A 25,376-nucleotide genomic window follows, 5' to 3' on the forward strand; every position below is an offset into this window, starting at 1 on the left:
CATCTTAATCAAACGTCATAAAGAGAAGATATTCAGCGAAGATTACCAGCTGAATAAATCGAATGTGGGCATCATACCAGAACTATTTTAACTCGCCAGAGAAAAAGCAAACGTTTGCTTAATTTATTAATTCTCTTAGTCGAAGGTAAAAAAATGCCCCCTGTAAAAGGAGGCTAGATGCAGGATGGATAACGTCGATCTTGTTAGTGATACTGGTTTAATCTGCCTTCGACGAAAAAGACTTCACATTGATAACGCTGGCCAATGTCACGCAACATGGATTGATTCATTGGAGCAATGTCGTTAGACGCGACGACCGCACTGGCGTTACCTGAACGAATCGCTTTAATTACAATTTGGACTTCAGAAAGCTGTTGAGAAGGCTTCATCTGAATGACGTTTTTACAACAAATATTGGAAGCAGTGAGCTGGTCAAAATTGGGACGAGGACACTCGGAAGTAAATAAGATCCATTGTTTCTGCTGTGAAAGTACAGCTAGCTTAGACAGAAGCTGATCAGAAACGTCCATAGGTTGAGTAGCTTGTGCGAGTACATTGTAACGTGAGTATGTTTGAGTTTGACCGTGTAGCTGCATCTTACTGTTCCTTTATACATGCTGTATGCTTATACAGTAGTTTGTTTTTGATGACCGATCAACTTGTTTTTATATAAATTGTGGCGACAGGTTTTCTATAAAGAGTTAGTGATATTATTTAAGTTGTTGATATATAGTCATTTATTATGAATTTTGATATGTATGATACAGGTTGCAAAATGTGAGGTGACCGGCAGTATTTAAACTGTATACAGTGAGAGTAACCAGTGTACGTACAGTATTAATCGGATGACTTATACAGTGCTTTTTCGAGGGGTATACAGGTAATTGGAAATGAATGGAGTGCGAAATCGTGTTGATAGCAAGTGGAAGTGGGCGAAAAAATACAACAAAAAAGCGCCTTTAATAAAGGCGCCTTAAAAAATCAGTTCCGTTGATTTGCTCTCTTACTCAACTTGTGTGTTGAGTCATTCGCTGAAGCATTTGCAATTCACCTTGGTTGAATAGGCGAACATCAATTTTCGCCATGTCATAACAAGATTTGCACGAGTGGTTATGTTTACCATCTAAATAGTCATGACGAGTGATAAGAGCAGTTTTTTTACACCAATCGCAGGTGCCTTCTACAGTGAACATTGATTTTCTCCCCACCTAGAATAATTCGGGTCTTTAGGTGCTATTTTTCACAGAGCATTATGACATAAATAAGAGATGAAAGTTAAATGTCTGTTAATTAAATTGAGAGGGAAATCGATTGCAGGTCACTATTTATAGGGGTTCAGGGATTGTCGATTCTGAGTTTTCTGTTGTTTTTACTGTTTTGTTACATTTTGTGTGATGGTTTTTAAAGCCTGATTTAGACGCTTCATTTCTTCTTCATTGCCGCGCGAATCTGGATGATAGATCCGGCACAGTTGACGATAACGCAGTTTTATCGCTTGAGCTTCAGGAATCGACTGCAGAGTGTAACCGAACATCGCACAGGCAAGCTCTAATGTACGGTGGTCTGATTCAGTTTTTGTTTTCTTATACTCTTTAAAGACCTTTTCTAATTGGCGTTTTAGCTGATTATTGATGCTTTCCAGTTCTTTTATTTTTGAGCTAAGCCTTTGTGTTTGGTTTGCGTCTTGAACTGATAGATGTTCACGATTTTGTTTGTGCATTCTATAACTGAGCAAACCAGCGCCAAGTAGTAGGCCTGAGATACCGATAGCCAGAAACGGTACAGTTAGCAATGTATTCTCTTTGTCCAAGTAGTTTTGCGGGATCACTTCTTTTTCCGCTCTTTTATCTAACTCATCGATCTCAGAGATCTGTTTGGCCCGTAACTGGTTAAAGCGTTGCTCCAGGAAATGGTGGTAAGCTACTTCTGCCTCTTTGTTTTTCTTGGCGGCGAGTTGATACCATGCCTCGATTACGTCATCGGTCGAGATGCCGTGTTGATGGCTTTGTAAAAAGTTGGCGAGTAAATAACCGTGATCTGCCGGGTCATCCACTGCTATCGAAGTAAGCCAGTAGATTGCCTGAGAATAGGAGACTGAACCGTTTAACCCTTGAATCAAATCTTTTGCTAACTGTTTTTGCGCGGGTATGAAGCCTTGGTTTGCAGACTGTTCTAATAAGTCGCGAACTTTTGATAAAGACTCTGACTCTGTGCTTTTTGCGAGTTGCGTAGCGAGTTCAAATTGTTTCGCAGGGGAGGCTGGTATTTGAGTGGCGAATACGTTGCCAGAGAGGCTAGCGCTTAAGGTTAAGCAAAGGACAAAGTGTCTGAAAGACATTGATATGTCAGGCCTAGAAGTTCTATCTAGGCCTGCTCCAGTAATTTTTATAATTACCTTATGGTGCTCTTAAATTATTTCAGAGGCAAGATTTGAATTTCAACACGGCGGTTACACGCACGACCTTCTGCTGTTTGGTTCGAGCAAAGAGGGTTACGCTCACCATAGCCACGTGCAATTGCACGGCCAGCAGCAACATTTTGTTGTACCAGGAACTGACGTACCGATTCTGCACGGTTTTCAGATAGAGATTGGTTGTGTGATTCACTGCCAGTGCTGTCGGTGTATCCATCAATCACAAGGCTTGTATCTGGGTATTCAACAAGAATGCGAGCAACACCACGAAGTGTATTGTGGATGCCATAATCTAGCTGGTAAGAGTCAGAAGCAAAGCCGATGCCATTTTCCATGCGAAGTAGAAGCTGGTTTTCGCCAACTCGCTGTACTTGTACGCCAGAGTTTAGCAACTCTTTGCGTAGAGCCGCTTCTTGCTGGTCAAAGTAGTAACCGATACCTGCACCTGTTGCGCCACCAGCAGCAGCACCAATCAGAGCACGCTGACGGCGTTCTTTCGCATTATCACCAGTTGCTAACCCGATTGCGGCGCCAGCAACAGCACCAGTTAGGGCACCTAGAGTGGTTGAGTTAGTTTCGTATTCACCAGTAGTGGCGTTTTGACGTTGAGTGGCTTGACAGCCAGTTAGAGCTAGCACTAGCGCAAGTGCAACAGACAGCTTTTTCAAGGGAAAATCTCCGTATAAAAGTGAGGCGAAACGCTGCTTTAGAATTAGAGTTAGATTATTAAGCAGTTTTTGTTGATGTTTGTTAGGCGAAAGTAATATGGAACCTGAAAATTGTAAGAATTCTCTTACTTAATAAGACATAAGGGGTTTACGGCCAAATAATCTTTAGGAGTTTGCTACGCAGTTAAAGTTATTTGACCGTTTTAGACACTTATTCTGAGTGATTTCCCAGCATCTTCCTAGCTTGCTTGCCACCGACCCCGCGGCTGACGGAAACTTTTCGACCTTTTTTTAAACCTACTTCATAGTCTGCAGTCAGATTTTTCATAGCTTCTCTGAGCTGCTTCTTGAAGGTCTCTCTGTCGATGTTTTTGAATTCCTTATCGATATAGTCATTGATTTTGTTTGCCGACTCTTCATCTGGAGAGATAACAGGCAGTTTTTCAATCGCGCCTTCTACCCAGCCAGAAACAAACGAGTTAACACGACGAGTAACTTCCAGAGAAGAGGTGCCACTGCCAGCAAAACTATTGCGGAACTGACCAGTACTTTCGTTCATTTCACGATAGATAATATCGAACGCGAACGCTGCGAAAATTGCGCGATCAGCTTCACCGATAAATTCGACGCGTTTAAGCCCTTTGTGATTCAGAAGAACCGCTTCAACGCCAAATTTGGTATTGATGCCACGAATCACGCGCAATATTGTAGAACTTATGTTTGCCGGTAAAAGATGGGAAGATTGTGTTTTCCCCATCTTGATAAACTCGATATCGTCTTTATGCAGACCATATTTGAGCATCAAACGGTGCGCCATCTTGATGGCATTTGCAGCCTCATTGACGTTGGCAGAGTTACCCAGTTCTAAACACTTGGCGATTTTTTTCAGAGCTTTTTGTTTATCCATCGACAACCAGTAACGAAAGCAGAAAATTAACGAAGTCAGACATATTACCTTTTTTGACGTAAAAACGAAATACGATGCGCATTTTAGTGCGGATAAAAATGGCCTCTGATAGTCCGAAGCTAGGTGTTTTGAGGACGTTTTCACAAGTCAGAACAAAGACACCTGAAAAGAATAAGAAAGGTGGTGATGTTACAAACCTAACTGCCCAACTGGTTTAGCAAGTCGTAGGTATCATCTTTAGGAGAGGGAACTCTGAGCTGTTTGACTGCCAACTCTTTACCTGTAGCTTCCAAGATATCATCTGGATTCTCGACTTCAGCGACTTAAAGCTCATACAGAAAGGCCATTTCTGTTTCAAAGTAAGGGATTAAGAGTCAAAAAATAAAGCATAAGTTTAAATATTGAATTGAGATTCTGATTTAATCGCTTTTTCAAATGTTGTAAAGTGATCAAACCCGAAGAAAATCACTCCACTCTAACTCCACTGCTTGTCTCGAGACTCTATCGAAAAGCAGCCTGAGGATTGAGTAAAATAATTAGATAACCCGCAGCTGATAGGATCAGCGTCGTAGGGGCAGGAAGCAAATGTTACCAAGATTACACTCGCAAACTGACGTCGACCCTCTTGTTCTGATTTTTTTAAAAGAGCTTGAACAAGCTGGATTCACAGGCGATATAGAAAGCCAATATTCAAGCCGACTAGCGGTGGCTACTGACAACAGTGTCTACCAACAGCTTCCTCAGGCTGTTGTCCATCCTAAAACGACTCAAGACGTTGCGCTAATAGGTAAACTGAGCAATCAAGAAAAGTACGAACGAATCACTTTTTCACCTCGTGGTGGTGGTACTGGTACAAATGGCCAGTCTCTGACCAAAGGCATTGTGGTTGATTTGTCTCGCCACATGAACAAAATACTCGAAATTAATGAAGATGAAGGCTGGGTTCGTGTTCAGACTGGCGTTATTAAGGACCAGTTGAATGATGCGGTGCGCCCGTTCGGTTATTTCTTCTCTCCGGATTTATCAACCAGTAACCGTGCCACCATTGGCGGAATGGTGAACACTGACGCCTCTGGTCAGGGATCGTTGAAATATGGTAAAACGTCTGATCATGTATTGTCACTGCAAGCCGTGTTCGCTGACGGTTCGATTTTAGAGTCAGATTTGTCTCATGGTTATCCAAAAGAGGGCGAGTTTGCGGCAACCGCACTCAACGTGACGGAATCGGTCTGTCGAGAAAAACGCCAACAAATCAACGATAAATTCCCGCCTTTAAACCGCTTCTTAACCGGTTATGATCTGAAGAACGCTCTCAATGAAGACGATGATAGTTTTGATATCACTCGTGTATTGTGTGGTGCCGAAGGCTCACTTGCTTTCATTACTGAAGCCAAATTGAACCTGACTCGTATTCCTAAAGTACGTACGTTGGTTAACGTAAAATACAACAGTTTTGACTCTGCGTTGAGAAATGCGCCACTTATGGTGCAAGCGAATGCAATGTCTGTAGAAACGGTTGACTCGAAAGTTCTTAACCTGGCTAAACAAGACATTGTTTGGCATACGGTTAGCGATTTAATCACTGATGTACCAGACAAAGAAATGCTTGGTATCAACATTGTGGAATACGCGGGTGAGGACGAAGAAGAGATCGCGTCACAAGTCGCCGCGTTAACCGCCAAAATCGATACGATGCTCGAAAGTGAAGAGGCAGGTATCATTGGTTACCAAGTCTGTGATGATTTGGCGAGCATTGGCCGCATTTACAACATGCGTAAAAAAGCGGTGGGTCTGCTTGGTGCAGCAAAAGGTCGTGCCAAACCAGTACCGTTTGCTGAAGATACCTGTGTTCCACCAGAAAACTTAGCGGACTTTATTGCTGATTTCCGCGATCTACTGGACGGAAAGTCACTTAACTACGGTATGTTTGGCCACGTTGATGCGGGTGTATTACACGTTCGCCCAGCACTGGATCTCTGTGATCCTCAACAAGAAGCGTTGATGCATGAACTCTCGGACGAAGTCGTTAAGCTTGTGTCTAAATACGGTGGCCTGATGTGGGGTGAACACGGTAAAGGTTTCCGCTCAGAATACGGGCCTGAGTTCTTTGGCGAAGAGCTGTTTACCGAACTGAGACGCGTAAAAGCAGCATTCGATCCGCACAACAAGATGAACCCGGGTAAAATCTGTACACCGCTGAACAGCAATGCAGAGTTAGTGAAAGTCACCGACACCAAACGTGGTTACTTCGATCGTCAAATTGATGTTCAAGTTCGTGACAGCTTCAAACAAGCGATGGAATGTAACGGCAACGGTTTGTGTTTTAACTATGAAACCAGCTCTCCGATGTGTCCGTCAATGAAGGTTACTGCGGATCGTCGCCATTCTCCAAAAGGCCGTGCTGGATTAGTACGTGAGTGGTTGCGTCAGTTGACCGAACAAGGCATCGATATTCTCGACCTTGAGAAGCAGACTCTGGAAAATAAAACGTCAATCAAAACGATGATCGACCGTGTTCGCCATTCTATTAACCGTCGCCACGAATATGATTTCTCTCATGAAGTCTATGAAGCTATGAATGGTTGTCTGGCTTGTAAAGCGTGTGCCAGCCAATGTCCGATCAAAGTCGATGTGCCAAGTTTCCGCTCTCGATTCCTGAACATTTACCACTCGCGCTATCAGCGTCCAGCGAAAGACTACTTAGTTGCCAACATTGAAACGATGTTACCGCTGATGGCAAAAGCGCCTGGCGTTGTAAATGGTGTGTTGAAGCAATCTTGGGTGAAAAGTCTGACTGCATCGACAGTTGGCTATGTGGATGCACCTTTACTGTCTGTGCCTACCCTGCAAAAGCGTGTTGAGTCTCTGACTACCGCTTATGACCTCAATGTCTTGTCTGGACTGTCTTCGGAACAGAAGAGTAAACACGTTCTGATTGTTCAAGACCCGTTTACCAGTTATTACGATGCCGAAGTCGTGGAAGATTTTGTAAAGCTGGCTAGAAAGCTGGGAATGAATCCGGTTCTGCTGCCATTTAAACCAAATGGTAAAGCTCAGCATATTAAAGGCTTTTTACGTAAATTCTCTGAAACAGCGATGGATACTGCGAAGTTTTTATCTTTGGTTGCGGATTTGGGCATTCCAATGGTTGGTGTTGACCCAGCGTTGGTGCTTTGCTACCGAGACGAATACAACGAAGTTCTGGGCGAGAAGCGCGGTGAATTTGATGTGCTGACGGCTCATGAGTGGCTATATCCAAGACTGGAGAATTTCGTTTCGATAGAGTCTACTCAACAAGAACCTTGGTATCTGTTCGCACATTGTACAGAAAAGACCAAAATGCCAAATGCAGAAAAAGAGTGGGGCGCTATTTTTGCTCACTTTGGTGGGGTGCTTAATACCGTACCTGTTGGCTGTTGTGGTATGGCAGGGACGTTTGGCCATGAAGTTGATAAGTTGTCGATGTCGAAAGATATTTACAACCTGAGCTGGAAACCAAACTTAGATAAGTTGGACAATGAGAGATGCTTAATTACTGGGTATTCTTGCCGAAGCCAAGTAAAACGCTTTGAAGGAACCAAGCCTAAGCATCCAGTTCAAGCGTTGCTGACACTTATATAACTAACCATTATGAAAATAAAAGCCCAGTTTTGCTGGGCTTTTTATCGAACAATCAACTTAAGACTTCAAAGGATTTGAACCTTGAGAAAGCTTGAACTTAGAGTTCCACCTGTTGCTGTATTCTTACTGGTGGTTTTACTGATGTACTGCCTGAAAGGACTCACACCGAATTTTATGATCAGAGTACCTTTTGTCGAATTTGTTGTCTCCACTTTAACGCTGTTATCGGGATATGTTGGCATTGCGGGAGTCTATGAGTTTCGTAAAGTCAAGACAACCGTGAACCCGGTTAAACCGGAGTCTGCTACATCCGTAGTGAATACCGGTGTCTTTGCTTATACGCGCAATCCAATGTACGTCGCTCTGCTGCTTCTGATCATTGCGTTAGGGTTGTGGTGGCAACATCTGAGCGTGTTTATTTGTGGTGCGCTGTTTGTGTCTTATATGAACAGATACCAAATAAAACCAGAAGAGCGCGTGTTAGAAAGGTTGTTTGGCGAAGAATACCTGAAATATAAAAATCGGGTACGTCGCTGGATATAACAGCGGTCTTCGCCCATTTTCTTCATGTGCCCAGTGTGAATTGAGTTTGTCTACATTGTCCCTGGTGGTCTTTGGGCAAACTCTTCTACTAAGAAGTCGATGAGCGCTCTGACTTTTCTTGGGACGACATTCCCTTCCAGATAGACCGCATTAATAGGGTGGGTGTTCATACTGCACTCTTCAAAGAGTCTTACGAGTCGACCGCTTTCGAGGTCTTGCTGTAAAACGAAATCCGGACATATGGCAATTCCTCGACCGTCTATCGCCCAGTCTTTAGCAATACGCGCGCTGTTCACCATCAAGTTTCTGTCCGGAACCACAGATATTTCTTCCTTACCTTTGTAAAACAACCATTTATTGAAATTTCTGCGGTTTGTATCAATGATGCAAAAATGATCGCTCAGTTCTCGAGGTGTCTTTGGCGTTCCTCTTTGGGCAAGATAATCAGGGGAAGCGACGACACAACTTGTGATTTCACCAAGTTTCCTCACCTTAAGCGTTGCGGTGTCAGGAAGACCAATGCGAAATGCCAAATCAATTCCCTCTTTTGCTAAATCAACATAAGTATCGCTTAAACGCAGGTCGACAGAGAGTTCCGGGTGAAGCGCAGAGAAGCGGCTAAGTAGACCGGTAATGTAAATCTCACCAAAGGTTAACGGTGCTGATATGCGAAGGACCCCAGTCAGGCCTTTCGACTCTTCAGATATCGCGCCAAGAAGATCATCAAGCTCATCTAACAGAGTAGGGGCCCGTGCTAGCAGCTCTTGGCCTGTAGGCGTTAGACCTACCTTTCGAGTGGTTCTCTGCAATAACTGAGCGCCGATTTTCTCTTCTAACTGCGCAACGTATTTTGACGTGATGCGGTTAGATACGCCCAACCGCTGCGCAGCTTCGGTAAAAGAACCAGTTTGAGCCGTTGCTACAAACGCTTTTAAGCCATCAATTAAGTCCACGTTATTGACCTTATTTAGAACATATTGTGGTTTATCATTCTACATAATCGTCATTGTATTGAAAGTGGTTGAGGTACATACTTTTCCCATACCAAGTTAAAACGAGCCACAATGTTGTGGTACTGAAAATATAAGGGAAGAGCGATGAGCGTTATGTCCTCACTTCAAAAGCTAAAAGACAGATTGAAAGCTTCACCAAGAATGCCGGTGGTATTTCTTGGGCATGGTTCCCCAATGAACGTTATTGAGGATAATGAATTCACACGTAGTTGGGCTGAACTTGGACGCACGCTGCCAAGACCTCAAGCGATTCTGGTGGTTTCTGCTCACTGGATGACACAGGGAAGTACGTTGGTTGATGTTTCTGCACTACCTCGCACTATCCATGACTTTTATGGCTTCCCTGATGCCTTGTATGAAAAACAGTACCCGGCTCCTGGGCACCCGCAGCTCGCTAAAGAAGTCGCAGCGTTATTGTCGGATCATCATGTGCAAACCGATGATACCTGGGGATTAGATCATGGAGCATGGTCAGTATTGAACTCACTGTTTCCAGCCGCCGATGTACCAGTTTTTCAGTTATCAATTGATATCACTAAAGACATGAACTGGCATTTGAGCATAGGAAAAAAACTAGCGGAATTACGTAACCGAGGCGTGCTGATTCTTGGCTCAGGCAATATTGTTCATAACTTAAGGGCTTTACAGTTTGATGGTAAACCACATGATTGGGCGATTGAGTTTGATCAGTACGTCGCTGAGCAGCTAAACAAACGCGATTTTGCATCGCTGGCGGATGTCGCATCGATGGGAAGTCTTATGCGTATGGCAAACCCGACATTCGAACATTACGCGCCTGCATTGACGATTGCAGGGGCATCAAGCCTCAAAGATGAGCTCGTTTATACCTCGGAAGGGGTCGAGTTAGGTTCTATTTCGATGCGCTCATTCGTTTTTAACGGTTCTTAATTTTTGGAGGGATAAAGTATGTTAGTAGATGGCAAATGGACAGAAAACTGGAAAGCGTTGCAAAAAGCGGATGATAAAGGGCGCTTTGTTCGTCAGGTTTCGGAATTTCGCAACTGGATCACACCGGATGGTAGCCCAGGCCCTACTGGGGCTGGTGGCTTTAAAGCAGAACCCGGACGTTACCGACTATATGTAGCGCTAATCTGTCCTTGGGCGTCTCGTACCCTGATCGCACGTAAACTGAAAGGGTTGGAGGATATTATTCCGGTGACAGTGGTTAACCCTCAATTGACCTCGCAAGGCTGGGCGTTTGGTGGCTATGAAGGTGCTGATACTGATCCACTGTTTGAATCTCAATATTTGCACGAAATATATACACGAGCGAACCCAACTTACACGGGGCGTGCAACCGTACCTGTGTTGTGGGACATGAAACAAAACGTACTGGTGAACAACGAGAGTGCTGATATTCTGCGGATGCTGGATACGGCGTTTGAAGAGATCGTGCCATCTGATGTCAGATTGTATCCTGAGGAGTTTGCGTCGGAGATAGATGAACTCAATCCGCGTATATATAACGACCTCAATAATGGAGTGTATAAAGCGGGTTTCACTAAGTCGCAGTCATCTTATGAAGAGGCGGTGAACGAAGTGTTTGTGATGCTAGATGAATTGGAAGAACGTTTAGTGGGGCAACAGTTTCTTGTTGGAAATCGTCTCACGGAAACGGATATTCGCACCTTTGTAACCTTGATTCGATTTGATGCGGCTTATCATGGCCTGTTCAAAACCAATCGTAAGCAAATCGCAGACTATCCGAATCTTTCTAGCTACATGGAAAGAATACTCAATCTTCCGGGAGTGGTTGATACGGTGAATATTGATCATATTACCGCAGGGTATTATTCAATTAAGGAACTGAATCCAGCGGGAATTCGTCCTACAGGGCCCGCTTACATTGACGCTTTGATGGCTTCAGCGAGAAAAGCAAATAGCGAGCAGGTTAAATAGTGACAAGGTTACATAGCGGCAACTAATCGACCCGTTGCCGCGATGGAAGTCATGCCTGAGAGCATCAGGATAGGGATGAGCGTTGTTCAGGCAGTGGTTATGCTGCCTCAACGAACTTTGCTAAAAATGCATCCTTACGTGCATGAAAACGCTGAACCAGATCGTCAACTGCTTCTTGGTCGTACGGCTTCAAGCCAGTTGCTACCATACGCTTAATGCCTTTACCGACAACGTTACCGTCTTCTTTAAATGCGAAGTTCAAGGTAACGACACCACGTTTGCCTTCTACATCGAAAGTTGCACCAGTAAATTCTACTTCTGGATGAGTCAGGTCCAGGCGAGAAAATTCAACTTCCATGCTTTCATAAATAACCAATGGGCGCTGGCAGTTGATCATCATTTGTTGCTCTTCCATAAGAGGAACCATGATGTGCGGGAAATTCATACCAGAAAACTGAACGTAGTTCGTTACTACGTGCTCAATAAACGCTGGATCGTGGTTAGTTTCACCTTCACGAGACATGTGTAAATACTCTTTACCAGCCTCATCAACTACAGCGCTCTCTTTTTCACACTTATTTTCTATATGAAGCGCAATGCCGTCATTAACCATGCCAGAGAAGTTGAATCGCATCTTATGGCTGATGCCTTCTTTACTCAGTAGTACCGCGAACAGTAAATCGCCTGGTACACAGAAGCGCTTATTGTCTTCATCATGGATAGGGTTGTAATCACCAGCCACGCGCTTAGCGAAGTGACTCGCTTGCTCGCGAGTGAATTGGAACTGATGCTCATTATTTGAAAAATAAGGTGTTAGAAACATAATTTTTACGTAGTAATCAAAACTGTAAGGGATTATATGCGAAACACTGACTGGCAATGGTCCAATCAGTGATAATTTACCGTATCTCCACAATGGATAGCCATCGAAAGATAAACGTTTAAAAACGCACACTTGAGAGGCTTATTATACCTACATAATCTCAAGGAAATGATTAAAACGCTCGAAGCTATTTAGGTATAAAGTCACCTGTCTAGAAGTATAGACATAAAAAAGGCTCTACAAGTAAGTTAGAGCCTTATATTCGTTTCTAAAATAACCAAGTTACTTTTGGTCGTTGTACATTGTGTTCATCGAGGAGGCGCTACAGTTATCGTGGTTTCTCTGCCATGGCGTTTGCGATGTCCCAACACAAGCGAGCCGCTAAGCGTGCAGTTTGGCTATCAACGTCATAATTTGGGTTATATTCCGCGATATCGGCCAACATCAGCTTGTTTTTGTAATGCAGAATTCGTTCTAAAAACGGTGCGATGGTGTCATAGCTTACCCCACGAGCGGCTGGCGCACTGACTCCCGGTGCCGTTGCTGCAGGAAATACGTCCAAATCAATCGTAAGATAGAGGTAGTCACTATCGTCGATAAAGTGTTGCAGTTGCGTCAGATGGTAGCTGTGGTTGAAATGGCTAAGCTGATGATCCTCTACATACCACACATTTAACTCGTCGGCTTTTTGGAATAGAGCCTGCGTGTTACTGCTGGGGCTAACGCCTAAGCAGGTATAGTGAAATGCCCAGTCATTATTCTGGCAAAAGTGATAGATCTGGTTAAATGGCGTACCAGAGTTTGGCTTTACATCTGCCAATGGGCTTTCAAAAGCGCGCAGGTTGAAATGCGCACCGAAATTGATAATACCGATTTTGGGCTTCTTCTCTGGGTGATGTGTTTGAAAGTATTCTGCCAATCCAGAAAAAGATGCCCATGCTATTTCGTGGCCGCCACCCAGTATGATAACGGGTGTATGAGGTAAAGCTTCTGCAACGATGGACGCGCAACGTGCCTGGCTTTCTTCTAACATGTCGTCGTCACAAACGACGGTTCCTAGGTCAAAAAGAGGAGCCTCTTTATGCCAAGCAAGATTAGCTAAAGCTCGACGGATCAAATCAGGTGCTTTTTTAGCTCCGATGCGACCTTTGTTTCTGGCTACTCCAGCATCGGTCGCAAAGCCTAAAATTGAAACGCCTTGCGATCCGTTACCCAGTTCGTTTGCCTTTTTATGCTGAACAATATGATGGACGCGCAAGCCGAGTTTACCGTCTTCAGGATCGTTACGGCCTTGCCAATGAAATAGCGGCTTATTTAGGTCTGACTGAGACATGTTAAACGCCTTAGTGTGAAATGTATTCTCCATTTACTATACGACCTACCAGACGTTTTGCACCGATTTGATAGCTTAAGTCTGCTGGATGTTCGATATCCCAAATGGCGAAGTCAGCATCATAACCTACCTCAATGACACCACGTGAATGTTCGTAGCCGAGTGCTTTCGCTGCGTGTTGGGTTACACCTCGCAATGACTCTTGTGGTGTGAAGCGGAATAGGGTGCAAGCCATATTCATCATTAAGGTCAACTCTGAAAATGGAGAGGTTCCCGGATTCACATCTGTCGCGATAGCCATCGGAACCTGATGCTTTCTCAGTAACTCAATTGGTGGCAGCTGTGTTTCTCGCAAGAAGTAAAACGCGCCGGGTAGCAAGGTAGCGACTGTGTTTGATTTTGACAGCGCGATAACACCTTCCTCATCCAGATATTCGATATGATCGGCAGATAGACCATTGTACTTTGCTGTAAGCGCTGTACCGCCAAGGTTAGATAGCTGTTCGGTGTGGCCTTTTACCTTTAAACCATGTTGTTTTGCTGTAGCGAATACTTTTTCTGTCTGCTCAAGATTGAAACCGATGGATTCACAAAATACATCCACGCTGGTGGCCAGTTTTTCTTCTGCGACTAGTGGGATGATGTCCTGACAAATATGTTCGATATAGTCGTCTGCACGACCGACAAACTCAGGTGGCAAAGCGTGTGCAGCGAGCAGTGTTGTCGTGATTTTTACTTTACGTTCTTGCTCCAGCGCCTTTGCAGCGCGCAACATTTTCAGTTCATCGTTAAGCGTTAGTCCGTAGCCTGATTTCACCTCAACAGACGTTACTCCGCTTGCTAGTAAGCCGTCTAAACGAGGAAGCGCAAGTTCGACTAGCTGCTCTTGATTTGCTTCTCGCGTTGCTTTTACCGTAGAGAGAATGCCACCACCTTGTTTTGCGATTTCTTGATAAGGTACGCCGTTTAGACGCATCTCGAACTCGTTCGCGCGATTACCGGCATAAACAAGATGGGTATGACAATCAATCAGGCCAGGCATCATTAGTTTGCCTTTCAGATCGATGGACTGAGAGTAGTTTTGAGGAGACAGTAATGATTCGACTTCAGGATCGTCTTCGCCAATTGCGCTCGTGCTGATGGCGACGATTTTCCCTGACTGAATACCGACACGTGCAGCAGATGTAGGCAGATAACCAGCGTCCCCTTGTGTCATAGTGACCAGACGTGCATTTTCAATCAGCAAATCCATTTTTATATCCTTGTTAATTTGTATCTTTAAATGTATATACAAATAAGATAAAAAAGTATCGATGACAAGTTCAATGTTGAGAAAGTGTGATCGAAACTTAGACGTATGAGCAGTAACTGATCGTTAAATCAAAACCTTAGAGCTCAATTTGTACTTATTGCCAGGGTGGTAGAGTAGTGCGGTACTGACCAATTTATCCTGGCTCCAGGTTCTACGGTTTAATAGCAGGCAAGGCTCGTTTGCCTGCATTTTGAGATCAAGCTTAATTCGACTATCAGGGACGATGGCTTCAACAGTATGTTCTATAGCGCTCAATGGACAGCTATCAGACAGATACTGGTTGGGCGTCATTTGAGTGAAATCTTGGTCAAGGTAACTTGGGGCATATTGGCTATTAACCCAGCGCAGTTCTAACTGAATAGGAGTGCTGTCTTCATAGTGAATAATCTCACTGTAGAATACAGTGGTTCCGAGCATTACCCCGAGTTTTGTTGCGATTGTGTCGTCGGCTTTTATCGCGACCTGTTTCAGCACTTTGCTGCGGTATTGGCGGCCGCGATCGCGGACTTCTTCAGCAATGTTTCGGATGTCTAACAATGGCGATTCAGATTTTTCAACCGGATCACAGACAAATGTTCCAAGCCTTGGTCGTCGTTGAAGTTTACCTTCGTTGACAAGATCTCGGATCGCTTTGTTCACTGTCATTCGGCTGACACCAAATTGCTCCGTCAATTCGAATTCGGTTGCGATTCTCTGGCCGACCTTCCACTCTCCCAACTCAATTTTATCGAGGATAAATTGTTTGATTTGTATGTAGAGTGGTGCAGACATAATGGCTTCCTTTAAATTGACTATACAAATAGTGCTTAATTTAAGTGCAAATTGCAAATAATTCTCTTAGATTTGCATCGATATGCTTGGTTTAGTTACAGATTTCCGAATTAGAGAGTAGGGCTGTTGTAGACGAGCAACGATTTTTTGATTTGATATTGGAATTTGCCCGAATGATTGACGTCTATTGCTTGAAGCGCCTAGAGCATTTGTGTAAAAACAACCAAAATAAAAATAAAGAGACGTGAGGGAAGCCATGTTTAAAAAGTTAAAAGCATCATTGGGTATCGGTTCAGCCAAAGTGGATACTATTTTGGACGAGATGAGCGTGTTTCAAGGCGCTATCCTGACAGGTAAAGTTCATATTACCGGTGGTGACGTTGAACAGCAGATTGATGCTATCACCATAAAGTTGAATACAGAAATGAAGGTAGAAGTGGATGATAGTGTCAGCTATCAGACATTCACTCTTGACCAGCTAAGAGCCGTTGAACCTTTCGTTATCCAACCAAAGGAAGAAAAGCAAATACCGTTTCAGGTTAAGTTGAATGATGAAACCCCAATTACGCTTGTTAATGCATTAAAGAACCAGTGTAACGTTTGGTTAGAAACGACGTTAGATATTGATTTTGCAATGGATCCTCGTGACCGCGATTACATTGAGGTTAAACCGTTACCTGTCGTATCTCGAGTTATTAACGCGATTGAAAAAGCGGGATTCACTATGGTGAAAGCAGATGTAGAGAAAGGTTTCTTGCGTGGTGGCTCTTTCTCTTCGCGTTCTGGTATTTATCAAGAGCTGGAGTTTCGTGATAACGGCGTTATTTGTTCGAAAGAAATTGAACTGTCTTTTATTTTAGAAGGGCAGGTGATGCATTGTTTAGCGGAGATTGACCGTTCATTGAGTTTATCTAGTGACCAGTACCGTTCATTCACTCTGCCTATTAATGCGACAGATGCACAAGTCGCAGCAGCTCTTGAACCAACGTTAAGTTTATAAATCAGTTAGCTGTCTGTATCTGGGTTAAAGAAGTATCGATATCCAAACGTAAATGCGATATCGGTACTATCATCAGTTCGAAATGTCTTATCTATCATGGAATTAAGCGCATTTGCATTTAAATAGATGTCGTTAAGCTGAATGATCTTATTGAATATCAATCAGTTACCTAATCTATAGTTTCTCCAAATACTTAATGCTTGCAGCAGTCATCAATGATTTAACTGGAATAGAGTCAAGTGTTTAATTAAACATGGGGTTTTTTGGTTAAATTAAAATCGCTCTTTGCATTCTAATTGTGAGCTAGGTACAATCGCACCTTCGTTAGTGGTCCGGTATTCGTATTACTGAGCGACCTCTATCGATTCTTAACTATTTTCCAATAAATAAATAGCTTCTAATTTGAATAACATGTGTTGCTTGGTATGCAACACCACTGTAAAGGACATAACATGCCTATTATTACTCTTCCTGACGGCAGTCAGCGTCAATTTGACAACCCAGTATCTACTATGGAAGTTGCGCAATCGATCGGTCCTGGTCTTGCAAAAGCAACTATCGCTGGTCGTGTTAATGGTAACCGCGTAGATGCGTGTGATCTAATTGAAGAAGACGCAAGCCTTGAGATCATCACAGTAAAAGATGAAGTAGACGGTCTGGAAATCGTTCGTCACTCATGTGCTCACCTTCTTGGTCACGCTCTAAAACAGCTTTACCCACAAGCTAAAATGGCGATCGGTCCAACGATCGACAGCGGCTTCTACTACGATATCGACCTAGATGAGTCTCTAACGCAAGACGATCTTGAAAAGATTGAAAAGCGTATGAAAGACCTTGCGAAAACCAAGTACGAAGTTGTTAAGAAAAAAGTAAGCTGGCAGGAAGCTCGTGATACATTTGAATCACGTGGTGAACCGTACAAAGTGGAAATCCTAGACGAAAACGTATCTCGTGATGATCGTCCAGGTCTTTACCACCATGAAGAATACATCGACATGTGTCGTGGTCCTCACGTTCCTAACATGGGCTTCTGTCAACATTTCACTCTATTGAATGTTGCAGGTGCTTACTGGCGTGGTAACAGCGACAATAAAATGCTTCAACGTATTTACGGTACCGCTTTCCACGATAAGAAAGCGCTAAAGGCTCACCTGACTCGCCTTGAAGAAGCTGCGAAGCGTGACCACCGTAAAATCGGTAAGCAACTAGACCTATTCCACATGCAACAAGAAGCACCGGGTATGGTGTTCTGGCATCACAATGGTTGGTCTATCTTCCGTGATCTAGAAGTGTTCGTTCGTGACAAGCTAAACGAGTACGGTTACCAAGAAGTAAAAGGTCCACTAATGATGGACCGCGTTCTTTGGGAACGCTCTGGTCACTGGGACAAATACGCGGATGCGATGTTCACTACTTCTTCAGAGAACCGTGAATACGCAATCAAGCCAATGAACTGTCCGGGTCATGTGCAGATCTTTAACCAAGGTCTGAAATCGTACCGTGATCTACCGTTACGTATGGCAGAGTTCGGCTCGTGTCACCGTAACGAACCGTCAGGCGCTCTACACGGCATCATGCGTGTACGTGGCTTTACTCAGGATGACGCTCACATCTTCTGTACTGAGAGTCAAATCCAAGAGGAAGTAACAAGCTGCATCAAGATGGTTTACGATACATACCAAACATTTGGTTTCGAAAACATCGTAGTGAAACTGTCTACTCGTCCAGAAAAACGTGTAGGCTCTGATGAAATCTGGGATCAGTCTGAAGAAGCGCTGAAGCAATCTCTTGAGTCAATGGATATTCCATACGAAATTCAAGAAGGTGAGGGTGCGTTCTACGGTCCTAAGATCGAATTCACGCTATACGACTGTCTAGACCGCGCATGGCAGTGTGGTACAGTTCAGCTAGACTTCAACCTGCCAGGTCGCTTGGGTGCAACTTACGTAGGTGAAAACAACGAACGTCTTGTTCCGGTAATGATTCACCGTGCAATTCTGGGTTCACTAGAGCGTTTCATCGGTATCCTTATCGAAGATTACGCTGGTTTCTTCCCAACTTGGTTAGCACCAGAACAAGTCGTTTTGATGAATATTACTGATAAACAGTCAGATTATGTTCAAGAAGTAGTACAAAAATTACAAAAAAGTGGAATTAGAGCTAAAGCGGACTTGAGAAATGAGAAGATTGGCTTTAAAATCCGCGAACACACTTTGAAGCGTGTACCGTATATGCTCGTTGTTGGTGACCAAGAGATGGAAGCTGGCGAAATTGCAGTGCGTACTCGTAAAGGTAAAGATCTCGGTAAATTTAAAGTGGATGATTTTATCTCATACATCCAAGACGAGATTTCAAGCCGTAAGCTCAATCTGGAGGAATAAACTATTAAAGGCGGAAGACGTGGCCAAGTGCCGGCCAAACAAAACCAGCACCGTTTAAACGGTGAAATTCGTGGCGTTCGTGAAGTTCGTTTAACTGGCGCAGATGGTGAATCAGTTGGCGTTGTTTCAATTCAAGAAGCACTAGCTGCAGCCGAAGAAGCTGGTATGGATCTCGTTGAGATCAGCCCTAACGCCGAGCCACCAGTTTGTCGTGTGATGGACTATGGCAAGTTCCTCTTCGAAAAGAGTAAAGCTGCGAAAGAGCAGAAGAAAAAGCAAAAACAGATCCAGATTAAGGAAATTAAATTCCGTCCTGGGACTGATATCGGAGACTATCAGGTAAAACTACGCAACCTGACTGGTTTCCTTGAAGACGGCAACAAAGTGAAGGTAACAATTCGCTTCCGTGGCCGCGAAATGGCTCACCAAGAAATCGGTGTTGACGTTCTTAATCGTTTGAAAGAAGACACTGCAGAATTTGCTGTAGTTGAATCTTTCCCAACGAGAATTGAAGGTCGCCAGATGATCATGGTGCTTGCCCCTAAGAAGAAGTAATTAACGGCTTATCAAGTAACTAAAACCTAGCCGCGTTCCTTTCAAGAAAGGTATTAACGGCTGGGTTTCGTTCGCCCTAATTACATTGTTAATTAAACTACTACAATGCGGAGTTATTCATCATGCCTAAGATGAAAACCAACAAAGGTGCTGCTAAGCGTTTCAAGAAAACTGCTGGTGGTATTAAGTACAAGCACGCTACTAAACGTCACATCCTGACTAAGCGTACTACTAAGAACAAGCGTCAACTACGTCCGAACTCAATCCTTCCAAAATGTGAAGTGGCTGGTGTTCTACGTATGTTGCCATACGCTTAATTCTTTTTAGTTATCAATCGTTTAGTTTAGGAGAAGCATAATGCCTCGCGTAAAACGTGGTGTACAAGCTCGTGCACGTCATAAGAAAGTTCTAAAACAAGCTAAAGGTTACTACGGTGCACGTTCACGTGTTTACCGCGTAGCTTTCCAAGCAGTTACTAAAGCTGGTCAATACGCTTACCGTGACCGTCGCGCTAAGAAACGTCAATTCCGTCAACTATGGATTGCACGTATCAATGCGGCATCTCGTCAAAATGGTCTATCTTACAGCCGTTTCATCAACGGTCTTAAGAAAGCATCTATCGAGATCGACCGTAAGATCCTTGCGGACATCGCAGTATTCGACAAAGCTGCATTTGCAGTTCTAGTTGAAAAAGCGAAAGCTGCTCTTTAATTAGCAGTTTAGGTTTAAGAAAAGGAGAGCTTTGGCTCTCCTTTTTTATTGTTTGTAACTTATTCCTTCCAGCTTCTCCCAGCATATTCTTTCCTATTGAGCATCTTCCATTCTCTTCAGAAAGTGGATGAACCGTATCTTTTAGCGCTTTATAGAAGTGTTTAAAGGGCTTCCGATTTGTGGCGCTTTTAAACGTTAACTCAATTGATTCACTTCATTTGGAATTCTTGTCGTTCGTATTCCAGATAATCTTGCGGAACAATGCACAGAGCTCGTCGCGAGTTGATGCTGTTGTGACTAGTATTCAACACTGTCAAATTACCTAACTAGTTCGTATATAAGTAATACAAGATATATCGGAGATAGAAGGTTAAGGCACTGAAAAGCTGCCATTATTATTAAAATGTATGTAATTCCATAAGATGTGCATATTTATTCATTTTGTTCGTTGCGGTCGAAAAGTTTAACATTCTGAAAGAATCCAGATTAAATGGTGTAAGATTCTGAAATTGTTATTGTGGTTATTGTAAATGTCTAAATTAATGGCGAATTTATTTGATTTTACTGTCTGGGGTATTTGGTGAGTAGAATGAAATCAACTGCAAGTATAGGTTTGTCATTTGTCGGGTCAATATAAAGGGTAGTATATTAATGCACATTTTTATGATAAAAATATGAACTATTGACTTACCGAGTGGTTCTAAGTTGTTACAAATGTTGTACCGCTGTAACTTTTGCCAAAAGGAATTTTAGATGAGAGATTTGACTCCCGAGTATTTGCTAGCCGCTTTAAGACAAGCGATTAAAACAAAAGGGCTAACATATCGAGAGCTATCTGAAAAAATGGGCATGCCTTTGTCCACTTTTAAAAGACATTTAACCAGTACCAATCTGGCTTTAGATAAACTACTCGAATATTGCCGCGCCATCGATTGTACGTTGGATGAACTACAAAAGTTGGCAGACCAGCTTCAAGGTGAAGATGAAGATTACTTTAGTCACACCCAAGATGAAGTGTTTTTCCAATATCCACATCTGTACGATTTTTATCGTGAATTAAGGATGCTACGCGGGAAAGACGGCTATTCCATTTTAAAGAAAAAGTATGATTTGTCTAAACAGAGCATGTCTGATTACCTCAAGGCTCTGGAGCTATTAGATCTTGTTTACGTCGACAAAGACAACAACATTACTCTTCATGGACCTCTTTACTACAGCTATGCGGAAAACTCGAAGCTTAACGATAAATACACAGAAATAATTAAAGAGCAGGCGACTGCCTCTGAAAACTGTGTTCGTGTTGCTTTGGCAAGGATGAAGATTACAGAAGAACAACTTTTGCAGCTCGAAGAGCAAGTGGCAAAAGCAGTGCTTGATTTTCATTCAAAGAACGTCGTGGCAGAAAACTACAATGTTTCCGACTTCACCAATATAGTAGTGCTTGCTGGTCCGCACCAACCAGTCACCTTCTCAGATGGGATTATTGAGACAGGCGATCACTTTATTGATGATATTCGTTATGCGATAGCTTCAGCGGGTGAGAAACCGAGCTTATCGATCTAGCTTCAATACGTCTATTTTGGACTGATGAGTATCTCTACTATTTCTTAACCGTTGGATGTCTAAAGCCAGACATGGGTTTGAAATAGTAGTGGTATACTGATTTTCTTTTATACAGCTCTCTATGTGAATGTCGACTTGATATTCAATTTTCTCGCTTCGCTCTCAATGAGATTCACTGGTTTTAAGGGGTTGGTTTAAGGTGAACAACTCAGATAAATCAGGCTTAATTTAACAACAACACTACTTTTTTTACGTTTTTGTGTTCTTTTTATTCAATAACCTCTTCTTTTCGTAATTCAATTTGGCATTGGTGTCTGGTTTGGCTACTATGTACAGCTATCAAAAAACCAATCACTCCCTTATGGACACTACCAACAGGTAGATGAGGAAACGATGCAACATCTAGAAGAGATCATTGCTAGCGCGAGCACTGCAATTGAAGCTGCCGAATCGCTAGTCGCACTTGATGAAGTGCGTGTTCAGTATCTGGGTAAAAAAGGTGAGCTAACAGCTCAGCTTCAAAGCCTAGGCAAATTACCACCAGAAGAGCGCCGTGAAGCTGGTCAAGAGATCAACAAAGCGAAAGGTGTCGTTCAGCAAGCAATCGCTGCTCGTAAAGACGCACTACAACGCGCAGAGCTTGAAGCAAAACTATCGGCTGAAACGATCGACGTTACTCTACCAGGTCGTCGTATTGAAAACGGTGGTCTACACCCAGTAACTCGTACTGTAGAGCGTATTGAGAAGTTCTTTGGCGAATTAGGCTTTAACACCGAGTCTGGTCCAGAAATCGAAGATGCATTCCACAACTTCGATGCGCTGAACATTGCTGCTGATCACCCAGCGCGTACTGATCACGATACTTTCTTCTTTAATCCTGATTTGATGCTTCGTACTCACACGTCTGGCGTACAAATCCGTACGATGGAAAATGGTAAACCACCATTCCGTTTCATCGCTCCGGGCCGCGTATACCGTAACGACTACGACCAAACGCACACGCCAATGTTCCACCAAGTGGAAGGTATGCTGGTTGATGAGAACGTAAACTTCGCACAGCTTAAGGGTGTCCTGCACGATTTCCTATGCAACTTCTTTGAAGAAGAAGTTGAAGTTCGTTTCCGTCCATCTTACTTCCCATTCACTGAGCCTTCAGCGGAAGTAGATGTGAAAGGTAAAAACGGTAAATGGCTAGAAGTACTAGGCTGCGGTATGGTTCACCCGAACGTACTACGTAGCGTAGGCATCGATCCTGAAAAATACTCTGGTTTCGCATTCGGTATGGGTGTTGAGCGTCTAACAATGCTTCGTTACGGCGTGAACGACCTGCGTGCGTTCTTCGAGAACGATCTTCGTTTCCTAAAACAGTTCAAGTAATCCAGAGGGTTCATCAACATGAAATTCAGCGAATCATGGCTTCGTGAGTGGGTAAACCCTGCGGTTACTACTGACGAGCTAACTCACCAAATTACAATGGCCGGCCTAGAGGTAGACGACGTTCTTCCTGTAGCGGGTTCTTTCAATGGCGTTAAAGTAGGTCACGTTGTTGAATGTGGTCAGCACCCTGACGCAGACAAACTACGCGTAACAAAAGTCGATGTGGGCGAAGATGAGCTTCTAGACATTGTGTGTGGCGCGTCAAACTGTCGCCAAGGCCTAAAAGTTGCTGTTGCAACGGTAGGCGCAGTGCTTCCTGGTGATTTCAAAATCAAGAAAGCAAAACTACGTGGTCAGCCATCTCACGGCATGCTTTGTTCATTCACTGAACTAGGTATTGACGTAGAATCTGACGGCATCATGGAATTAGCAGAAGACGCAGTAATCGGTACTGATTTCCGTGAATTCCTGGGTCTGGATGACGTAACTGTAGACGTTGACCTGACAGCAAACCGCGCTGACTGTTTCAGCATCCGTGGTCTGGCTCGTGAAGTTGGCGTACTTAACCGTGCAGACGTAACAGAGCCGTCAGTACAAGCTGTTGCTCCTTCGATCGACGACAAAGTATCTATCGAAGTGAAAGCGCCTGCTGCATGTCCACGTTACTTAGGTCGTATTGTTAAGAACGTAAACGTTCAAGCTGCAACGCCACTTTGGATGCAAGAAAAACTGCGTCGTTGTGGTATCCGCTCAATCGACCCGGTTGTAGACATCACTAACTACATCCTTCTGGAGCAAGGCCAACCAATGCACGCATTCGATCTAGCGAATGTCGATGGTGGCATCATTGTTCGTATGGCTGAGCAAGGCGAGAAGCTAACACTTCTAGACGGTACTGAAGCAGAACTAAACGCAGACACACTAGTAGTAGCGGACCACAATAAAGCACTAGCTATTGCTGGTATCTTTGGTGGTGAAGGTTCTGGTGTAAACTCAGAAACTAAAGATGTACTTCTAGAGTGTGCTTTCTTCGCTCCTGATCACATCCGCGGCCGTGCACGTAGCTACGGTCTGCACACTGATTCTTCTATGCGTTTTGAGCGTGGTGTGGACTACGCACTACAAGTAAGCGCAATGGAGCGTGCGACACAACTTCTCGTTGAAATTTGTGGCGGTGAAGTTGCACCTGTCGTTGCTGTAGAGTCAGAAGCGGATCTTCCTAAGCCAAATGAAGTTGCACTGCGTCGTACTAAGCTAGACAACCTACTGGGTCACCACATCGCTGATGCTGATGTTGTTGAAATCCTGGAGCGTCTTGGTCTGTCTGTTGAGGCAACGGAAGAAGGTTGGGTTGCAGTAGCACCAACATGGCGTTTCGATATCGCTATTGAGCAGGATCTGGTTGAAGAAGTTGGCCGTATCTATGGCTACGACAATATTCCTAATCAGCACCCTGCAGCAGCGCTTAAGATGCACGACCAAGTTGAATCGGATGTTCCGTTAAAGCGTGTTCGTAACCTATTGGTTGACCGTGGTTACCACGAAGCAATTACTTACAGCTTTGTTGAGCCTGAGCAGCAAAAACTGATTGTACCGGGTGTTGAGCCTCTAGTGCTTCCAAACCCAATTTCAGCAGATATGTCAGCAATGCGTCTTGGTCTTATCCAAGGTCTGCTGAACACGGTTGTTCACAACCAGAAGCGTCAACAGCCACGTGTTCGTCTGTTCGAATACGGTCTACGTTTCATTCCATGCGAGTCGGCTGAAAATGGCATGCGCCAGGAGCCAATGCTAGCAGGTGTTATCGCTGGTACTCGCAGCGAAGAGCACTGGGATATCGAAACAAATACGGTAGACTTCTTCGATCTTAAAGGTGATCTGGAAGCGATTCTTGAGCTATCTTCGAACGAAAAAGCTTACTCATTCGCAGCTTCTAAGCACCCGGCACTTCACCCAGGTCAATCTGCGGCAATCATCGTAGATGCTGGTCTTGAAACGGAAAGGGAGGTGGGTGTAATTGGTACTGTTCACCCAGAGCTTGAGCGTAAGTTTGGTCTAAACGGTCGTACAATCGTATTCGAAATCGAATGGTCTGCGATCAACACGAAAGTGATCCCGGAAGCCGTTGCTCTTTCTAAGTTCCCTTCAAACCGTCGTGATATTGCAGTAGTTGTGGATGAATCAGTACTGTCTGGTGACATCGTTGATGCGTGTCTAGAACAGGGCGGTGAATTCCTGAAAGACGCGAAACTGTTCGACGTTTACGTAGGTAAAGGTGTAGAGGAAGGCAAGAAGAGCCTTGCAATCGCTCTGACTCTACAGTCGCTTGAGCGTACGCTTGAAGATGCAGACATCGCTGGAGCGGTAGAAGCTATCGTTTCTCACGTGTCTGAGAAGTTTGGTGCGACTCTTCGTGACTAACTAAGAGTTACATGACTCATCTTTAATAAGAGATACTAAAAACC

General features: G+C 43.8%; 22 protein-coding genes. 12 read left to right on the forward strand and 10 right to left on the reverse strand.

What is annotated here, in order from left to right:
- Positions 1-203: 203 nt before the first annotated feature.
- The 5 genes from WJM94_RS01155 to WJM94_RS01175 form a co-directional block, all read right to left on the reverse strand.
- Positions 204-596: a SulA-like leucine-rich domain-containing protein gene (locus tag WJM94_RS01155; protein WP_444492408.1), complete on the reverse strand. Its 393-nt coding sequence runs from the start codon at positions 594-596 to the stop codon at positions 204-206.
- 411 nt (positions 597-1,007) lie between these two features.
- Positions 1,008-1,193, reverse strand: coding sequence for a hypothetical protein (locus WJM94_RS01160; RefSeq protein WP_444492409.1), 186 nt, complete (start codon positions 1,191-1,193; stop codon positions 1,008-1,010).
- A gap of 176 nt (positions 1,194-1,369) precedes the next feature.
- The gene (locus WJM94_RS01165) at positions 1,370-2,338 is read right to left on the reverse strand and encodes a J domain-containing protein (RefSeq protein WP_444492410.1); all 969 of its coding nucleotides are present in this window, start codon (positions 2,336-2,338) and stop codon (positions 1,370-1,372) included.
- Between the two features lie 74 nt (positions 2,339-2,412).
- On the reverse strand, positions 2,413-3,081 hold the full coding sequence (locus WJM94_RS01170; RefSeq protein WP_444492411.1) for an OmpA family protein: 669 nt from the start codon (positions 3,079-3,081) through the stop codon (positions 2,413-2,415).
- 211 nt (positions 3,082-3,292) lie between these two features.
- Complete coding sequence (locus tag WJM94_RS01175; RefSeq protein ID WP_444492412.1) at positions 3,293-3,988, reverse strand: DUF2786 domain-containing protein; 696 nt, start codon at positions 3,986-3,988, stop codon at positions 3,293-3,295.
- 585 nt (positions 3,989-4,573) lie between these two features.
- Here WJM94_RS01175 and ydiJ point away from each other — a divergent pair.
- Positions 4,574-7,609: a D-2-hydroxyglutarate dehydrogenase YdiJ gene (gene ydiJ / locus WJM94_RS01180; protein WP_444492413.1), complete on the forward strand. Its 3,036-nt coding sequence runs from the start codon at positions 4,574-4,576 to the stop codon at positions 7,607-7,609.
- A gap of 81 nt (positions 7,610-7,690) precedes the next feature.
- Positions 7,691-8,152: a methyltransferase family protein gene (locus WJM94_RS01185; RefSeq protein WP_444492414.1), complete on the forward strand. Its 462-nt coding sequence runs from the start codon at positions 7,691-7,693 to the stop codon at positions 8,150-8,152.
- A 50-nt stretch (positions 8,153-8,202) separates the two neighbouring features.
- On the opposite strand, the gene WJM94_RS01190 is transcribed toward WJM94_RS01185, so the two are convergent.
- On the reverse strand, positions 8,203-9,105 hold the full coding sequence (locus WJM94_RS01190; RefSeq protein WP_444492415.1) for a LysR substrate-binding domain-containing protein: 903 nt from the start codon (positions 9,103-9,105) through the stop codon (positions 8,203-8,205).
- 144 nt (positions 9,106-9,249) lie between these two features.
- Here WJM94_RS01190 and ygiD point away from each other — a divergent pair, with 144 nt between their 5' ends.
- Together ygiD and WJM94_RS01200 are read left to right on the forward strand one after the other, a co-directional pair.
- Complete coding sequence (gene ygiD / locus WJM94_RS01195; protein WP_444492416.1) at positions 9,250-10,074, forward strand: 4,5-DOPA dioxygenase extradiol; 825 nt, start codon at positions 9,250-9,252, stop codon at positions 10,072-10,074.
- 18 nt (positions 10,075-10,092) lie between these two features.
- Positions 10,093-11,085 (forward strand): glutathione S-transferase family protein, encoded by a 993-nt coding sequence (locus WJM94_RS01200; protein ID WP_444492417.1) that lies wholly within the window; start codon positions 10,093-10,095, stop codon positions 11,083-11,085.
- A 97-nt stretch (positions 11,086-11,182) separates the two neighbouring features.
- Here the strand turns inward: WJM94_RS01200 and WJM94_RS01205 are convergent, their stop codons facing one another.
- From WJM94_RS01205 to hutC, 4 genes are all read right to left on the reverse strand, one after another.
- Positions 11,183-11,908 (reverse strand): DUF3581 domain-containing protein, encoded by a 726-nt coding sequence (locus WJM94_RS01205; RefSeq protein WP_444492418.1) that lies wholly within the window; start codon positions 11,906-11,908, stop codon positions 11,183-11,185.
- 328 nt (positions 11,909-12,236) lie between these two features.
- Positions 12,237-13,241 carry a formimidoylglutamase gene (hutG, locus tag WJM94_RS01210; RefSeq protein WP_444492419.1) on the reverse strand — a complete coding sequence of 335 codons (1,005 nt, stop codon included), beginning with the start codon at positions 13,239-13,241 and terminating at the stop codon, positions 12,237-12,239.
- A gap of 10 nt (positions 13,242-13,251) precedes the next feature.
- A complete protein-coding gene (hutI, locus tag WJM94_RS01215; RefSeq protein ID WP_444492420.1) occupies positions 13,252-14,493 on the reverse strand; it encodes an imidazolonepropionase in 1,242 nt (413 codons plus the stop codon).
- A 123-nt stretch (positions 14,494-14,616) separates the two neighbouring features.
- Entirely contained in the window at positions 14,617-15,324 is a 708-nt protein-coding gene (hutC, locus tag WJM94_RS01220; protein ID WP_444492421.1) for a histidine utilization repressor, read from the reverse strand.
- A gap of 256 nt (positions 15,325-15,580) precedes the next feature.
- On the opposite strand from hutC, the gene WJM94_RS01225 reads away from it, so the two are divergent.
- The 8 genes from WJM94_RS01225 to pheT all read left to right on the forward strand — a co-directional run bounded on the left by WJM94_RS01225 (position 15,581) and on the right by pheT (position 25,332).
- Positions 15,581-16,324: a sporulation protein gene (locus tag WJM94_RS01225; RefSeq protein WP_444492422.1), complete on the forward strand. Its 744-nt coding sequence runs from the start codon at positions 15,581-15,583 to the stop codon at positions 16,322-16,324.
- A gap of 452 nt (positions 16,325-16,776) precedes the next feature.
- The gene (gene thrS, locus WJM94_RS01230; protein ID WP_444492423.1) at positions 16,777-18,705 is read left to right on the forward strand and encodes a threonine--tRNA ligase; all 1,929 of its coding nucleotides are present in this window, start codon (positions 16,777-16,779) and stop codon (positions 18,703-18,705) included.
- A gap of 27 nt (positions 18,706-18,732) precedes the next feature.
- On the forward strand, positions 18,733-19,260 hold the full coding sequence (gene infC, locus WJM94_RS01235) for a translation initiation factor IF-3 (protein ID WP_444492424.1): 528 nt from the start codon (positions 18,733-18,735) through the stop codon (positions 19,258-19,260).
- A gap of 122 nt (positions 19,261-19,382) precedes the next feature.
- Positions 19,383-19,577, forward strand: coding sequence for a 50S ribosomal protein L35 (gene rpmI, locus WJM94_RS01240; protein ID WP_444492425.1), 195 nt, complete (start codon positions 19,383-19,385; stop codon positions 19,575-19,577).
- A 40-nt stretch (positions 19,578-19,617) separates the two neighbouring features.
- The gene (gene rplT / locus WJM94_RS01245; RefSeq protein WP_004727974.1) at positions 19,618-19,971 is read left to right on the forward strand and encodes a 50S ribosomal protein L20; all 354 of its coding nucleotides are present in this window, start codon (positions 19,618-19,620) and stop codon (positions 19,969-19,971) included.
- Between the two features lie 753 nt (positions 19,972-20,724).
- The gene (locus WJM94_RS01250; RefSeq protein WP_444492426.1) at positions 20,725-21,534 is read left to right on the forward strand and encodes a helix-turn-helix domain-containing protein; all 810 of its coding nucleotides are present in this window, start codon (positions 20,725-20,727) and stop codon (positions 21,532-21,534) included.
- Between the two features lie 393 nt (positions 21,535-21,927).
- On the forward strand, positions 21,928-22,911 hold the full coding sequence (pheS, locus tag WJM94_RS01255) for a phenylalanine--tRNA ligase subunit alpha (protein WP_444492427.1): 984 nt from the start codon (positions 21,928-21,930) through the stop codon (positions 22,909-22,911).
- A gap of 18 nt (positions 22,912-22,929) precedes the next feature.
- Positions 22,930-25,332 carry a phenylalanine--tRNA ligase subunit beta gene (gene pheT / locus WJM94_RS01260; protein ID WP_444492428.1) on the forward strand — a complete coding sequence of 801 codons (2,403 nt, stop codon included), beginning with the start codon at positions 22,930-22,932 and terminating at the stop codon, positions 25,330-25,332.
- Positions 25,333-25,376: the final 44 nt, after the last annotated feature.

The organism is Vibrio sp. YIC-376 (genome assembly GCF_052353105.1).
In the GTDB taxonomy this organism is placed as follows: domain Bacteria; phylum Pseudomonadota; class Gammaproteobacteria; order Enterobacterales; family Vibrionaceae; genus Vibrio.

Excerpts from the sequence above, each read along its gene's own strand:
- hutG (WP_444492419.1), bottom strand. The coding sequence starts at position 13,241 with ATGTCTCAGTCAGACCTAAATAAGCCGCTATTTCATTGGCAAGGCCGT.
- ygiD (WP_444492416.1), top strand. The coding sequence starts at position 9,250 with ATGAGCGTTATGTCCTCACTTCAAAAGCTAAAAGACAGATTGAAAGCT.
- ydiJ (WP_444492413.1), top strand. The coding sequence starts at position 4,574 with ATGTTACCAAGATTACACTCGCAAACTGACGTCGACCCTCTTGTTCTG.
- WJM94_RS01200 (WP_444492417.1), top strand. The coding sequence starts at position 10,093 with ATGTTAGTAGATGGCAAATGGACAGAAAACTGGAAAGCGTTGCAAAAA.
- WJM94_RS01155 (WP_444492408.1), bottom strand. The coding sequence starts at position 596 with ATGCAGCTACACGGTCAAACTCAAACATACTCACGTTACAATGTACTC.
- rpmI (WP_444492425.1), top strand. The coding sequence starts at position 19,383 with ATGCCTAAGATGAAAACCAACAAAGGTGCTGCTAAGCGTTTCAAGAAA.
- hutC (WP_444492421.1), bottom strand. The coding sequence starts at position 15,324 with ATGTCTGCACCACTCTACATACAAATCAAACAATTTATCCTCGATAAA.
- WJM94_RS01225 (WP_444492422.1), top strand. The coding sequence starts at position 15,581 with ATGTTTAAAAAGTTAAAAGCATCATTGGGTATCGGTTCAGCCAAAGTG.
- WJM94_RS01165 (WP_444492410.1), bottom strand. The coding sequence starts at position 2,338 with ATGTCTTTCAGACACTTTGTCCTTTGCTTAACCTTAAGCGCTAGCCTC.
- rplT (WP_004727974.1), top strand. The coding sequence starts at position 19,618 with ATGCCTCGCGTAAAACGTGGTGTACAAGCTCGTGCACGTCATAAGAAA.
- WJM94_RS01175 (WP_444492412.1), bottom strand. The coding sequence starts at position 3,988 with ATGGATAAACAAAAAGCTCTGAAAAAAATCGCCAAGTGTTTAGAACTG.
- thrS (WP_444492423.1), top strand. The coding sequence starts at position 16,777 with ATGCCTATTATTACTCTTCCTGACGGCAGTCAGCGTCAATTTGACAAC.
- hutI (WP_444492420.1), bottom strand. The coding sequence starts at position 14,493 with ATGGATTTGCTGATTGAAAATGCACGTCTGGTCACTATGACACAAGGG.
- WJM94_RS01205 (WP_444492418.1), bottom strand. The coding sequence starts at position 11,908 with ATGTTTCTAACACCTTATTTTTCAAATAATGAGCATCAGTTCCAATTC.
- WJM94_RS01160 (WP_444492409.1), bottom strand. The coding sequence starts at position 1,193 with ATGTTCACTGTAGAAGGCACCTGCGATTGGTGTAAAAAAACTGCTCTT.
- WJM94_RS01250 (WP_444492426.1), top strand. The coding sequence starts at position 20,725 with ATGAGAGATTTGACTCCCGAGTATTTGCTAGCCGCTTTAAGACAAGCG.
- pheT (WP_444492428.1), top strand. The coding sequence starts at position 22,930 with ATGAAATTCAGCGAATCATGGCTTCGTGAGTGGGTAAACCCTGCGGTT.
- pheS (WP_444492427.1), top strand. The coding sequence starts at position 21,928 with ATGCAACATCTAGAAGAGATCATTGCTAGCGCGAGCACTGCAATTGAA.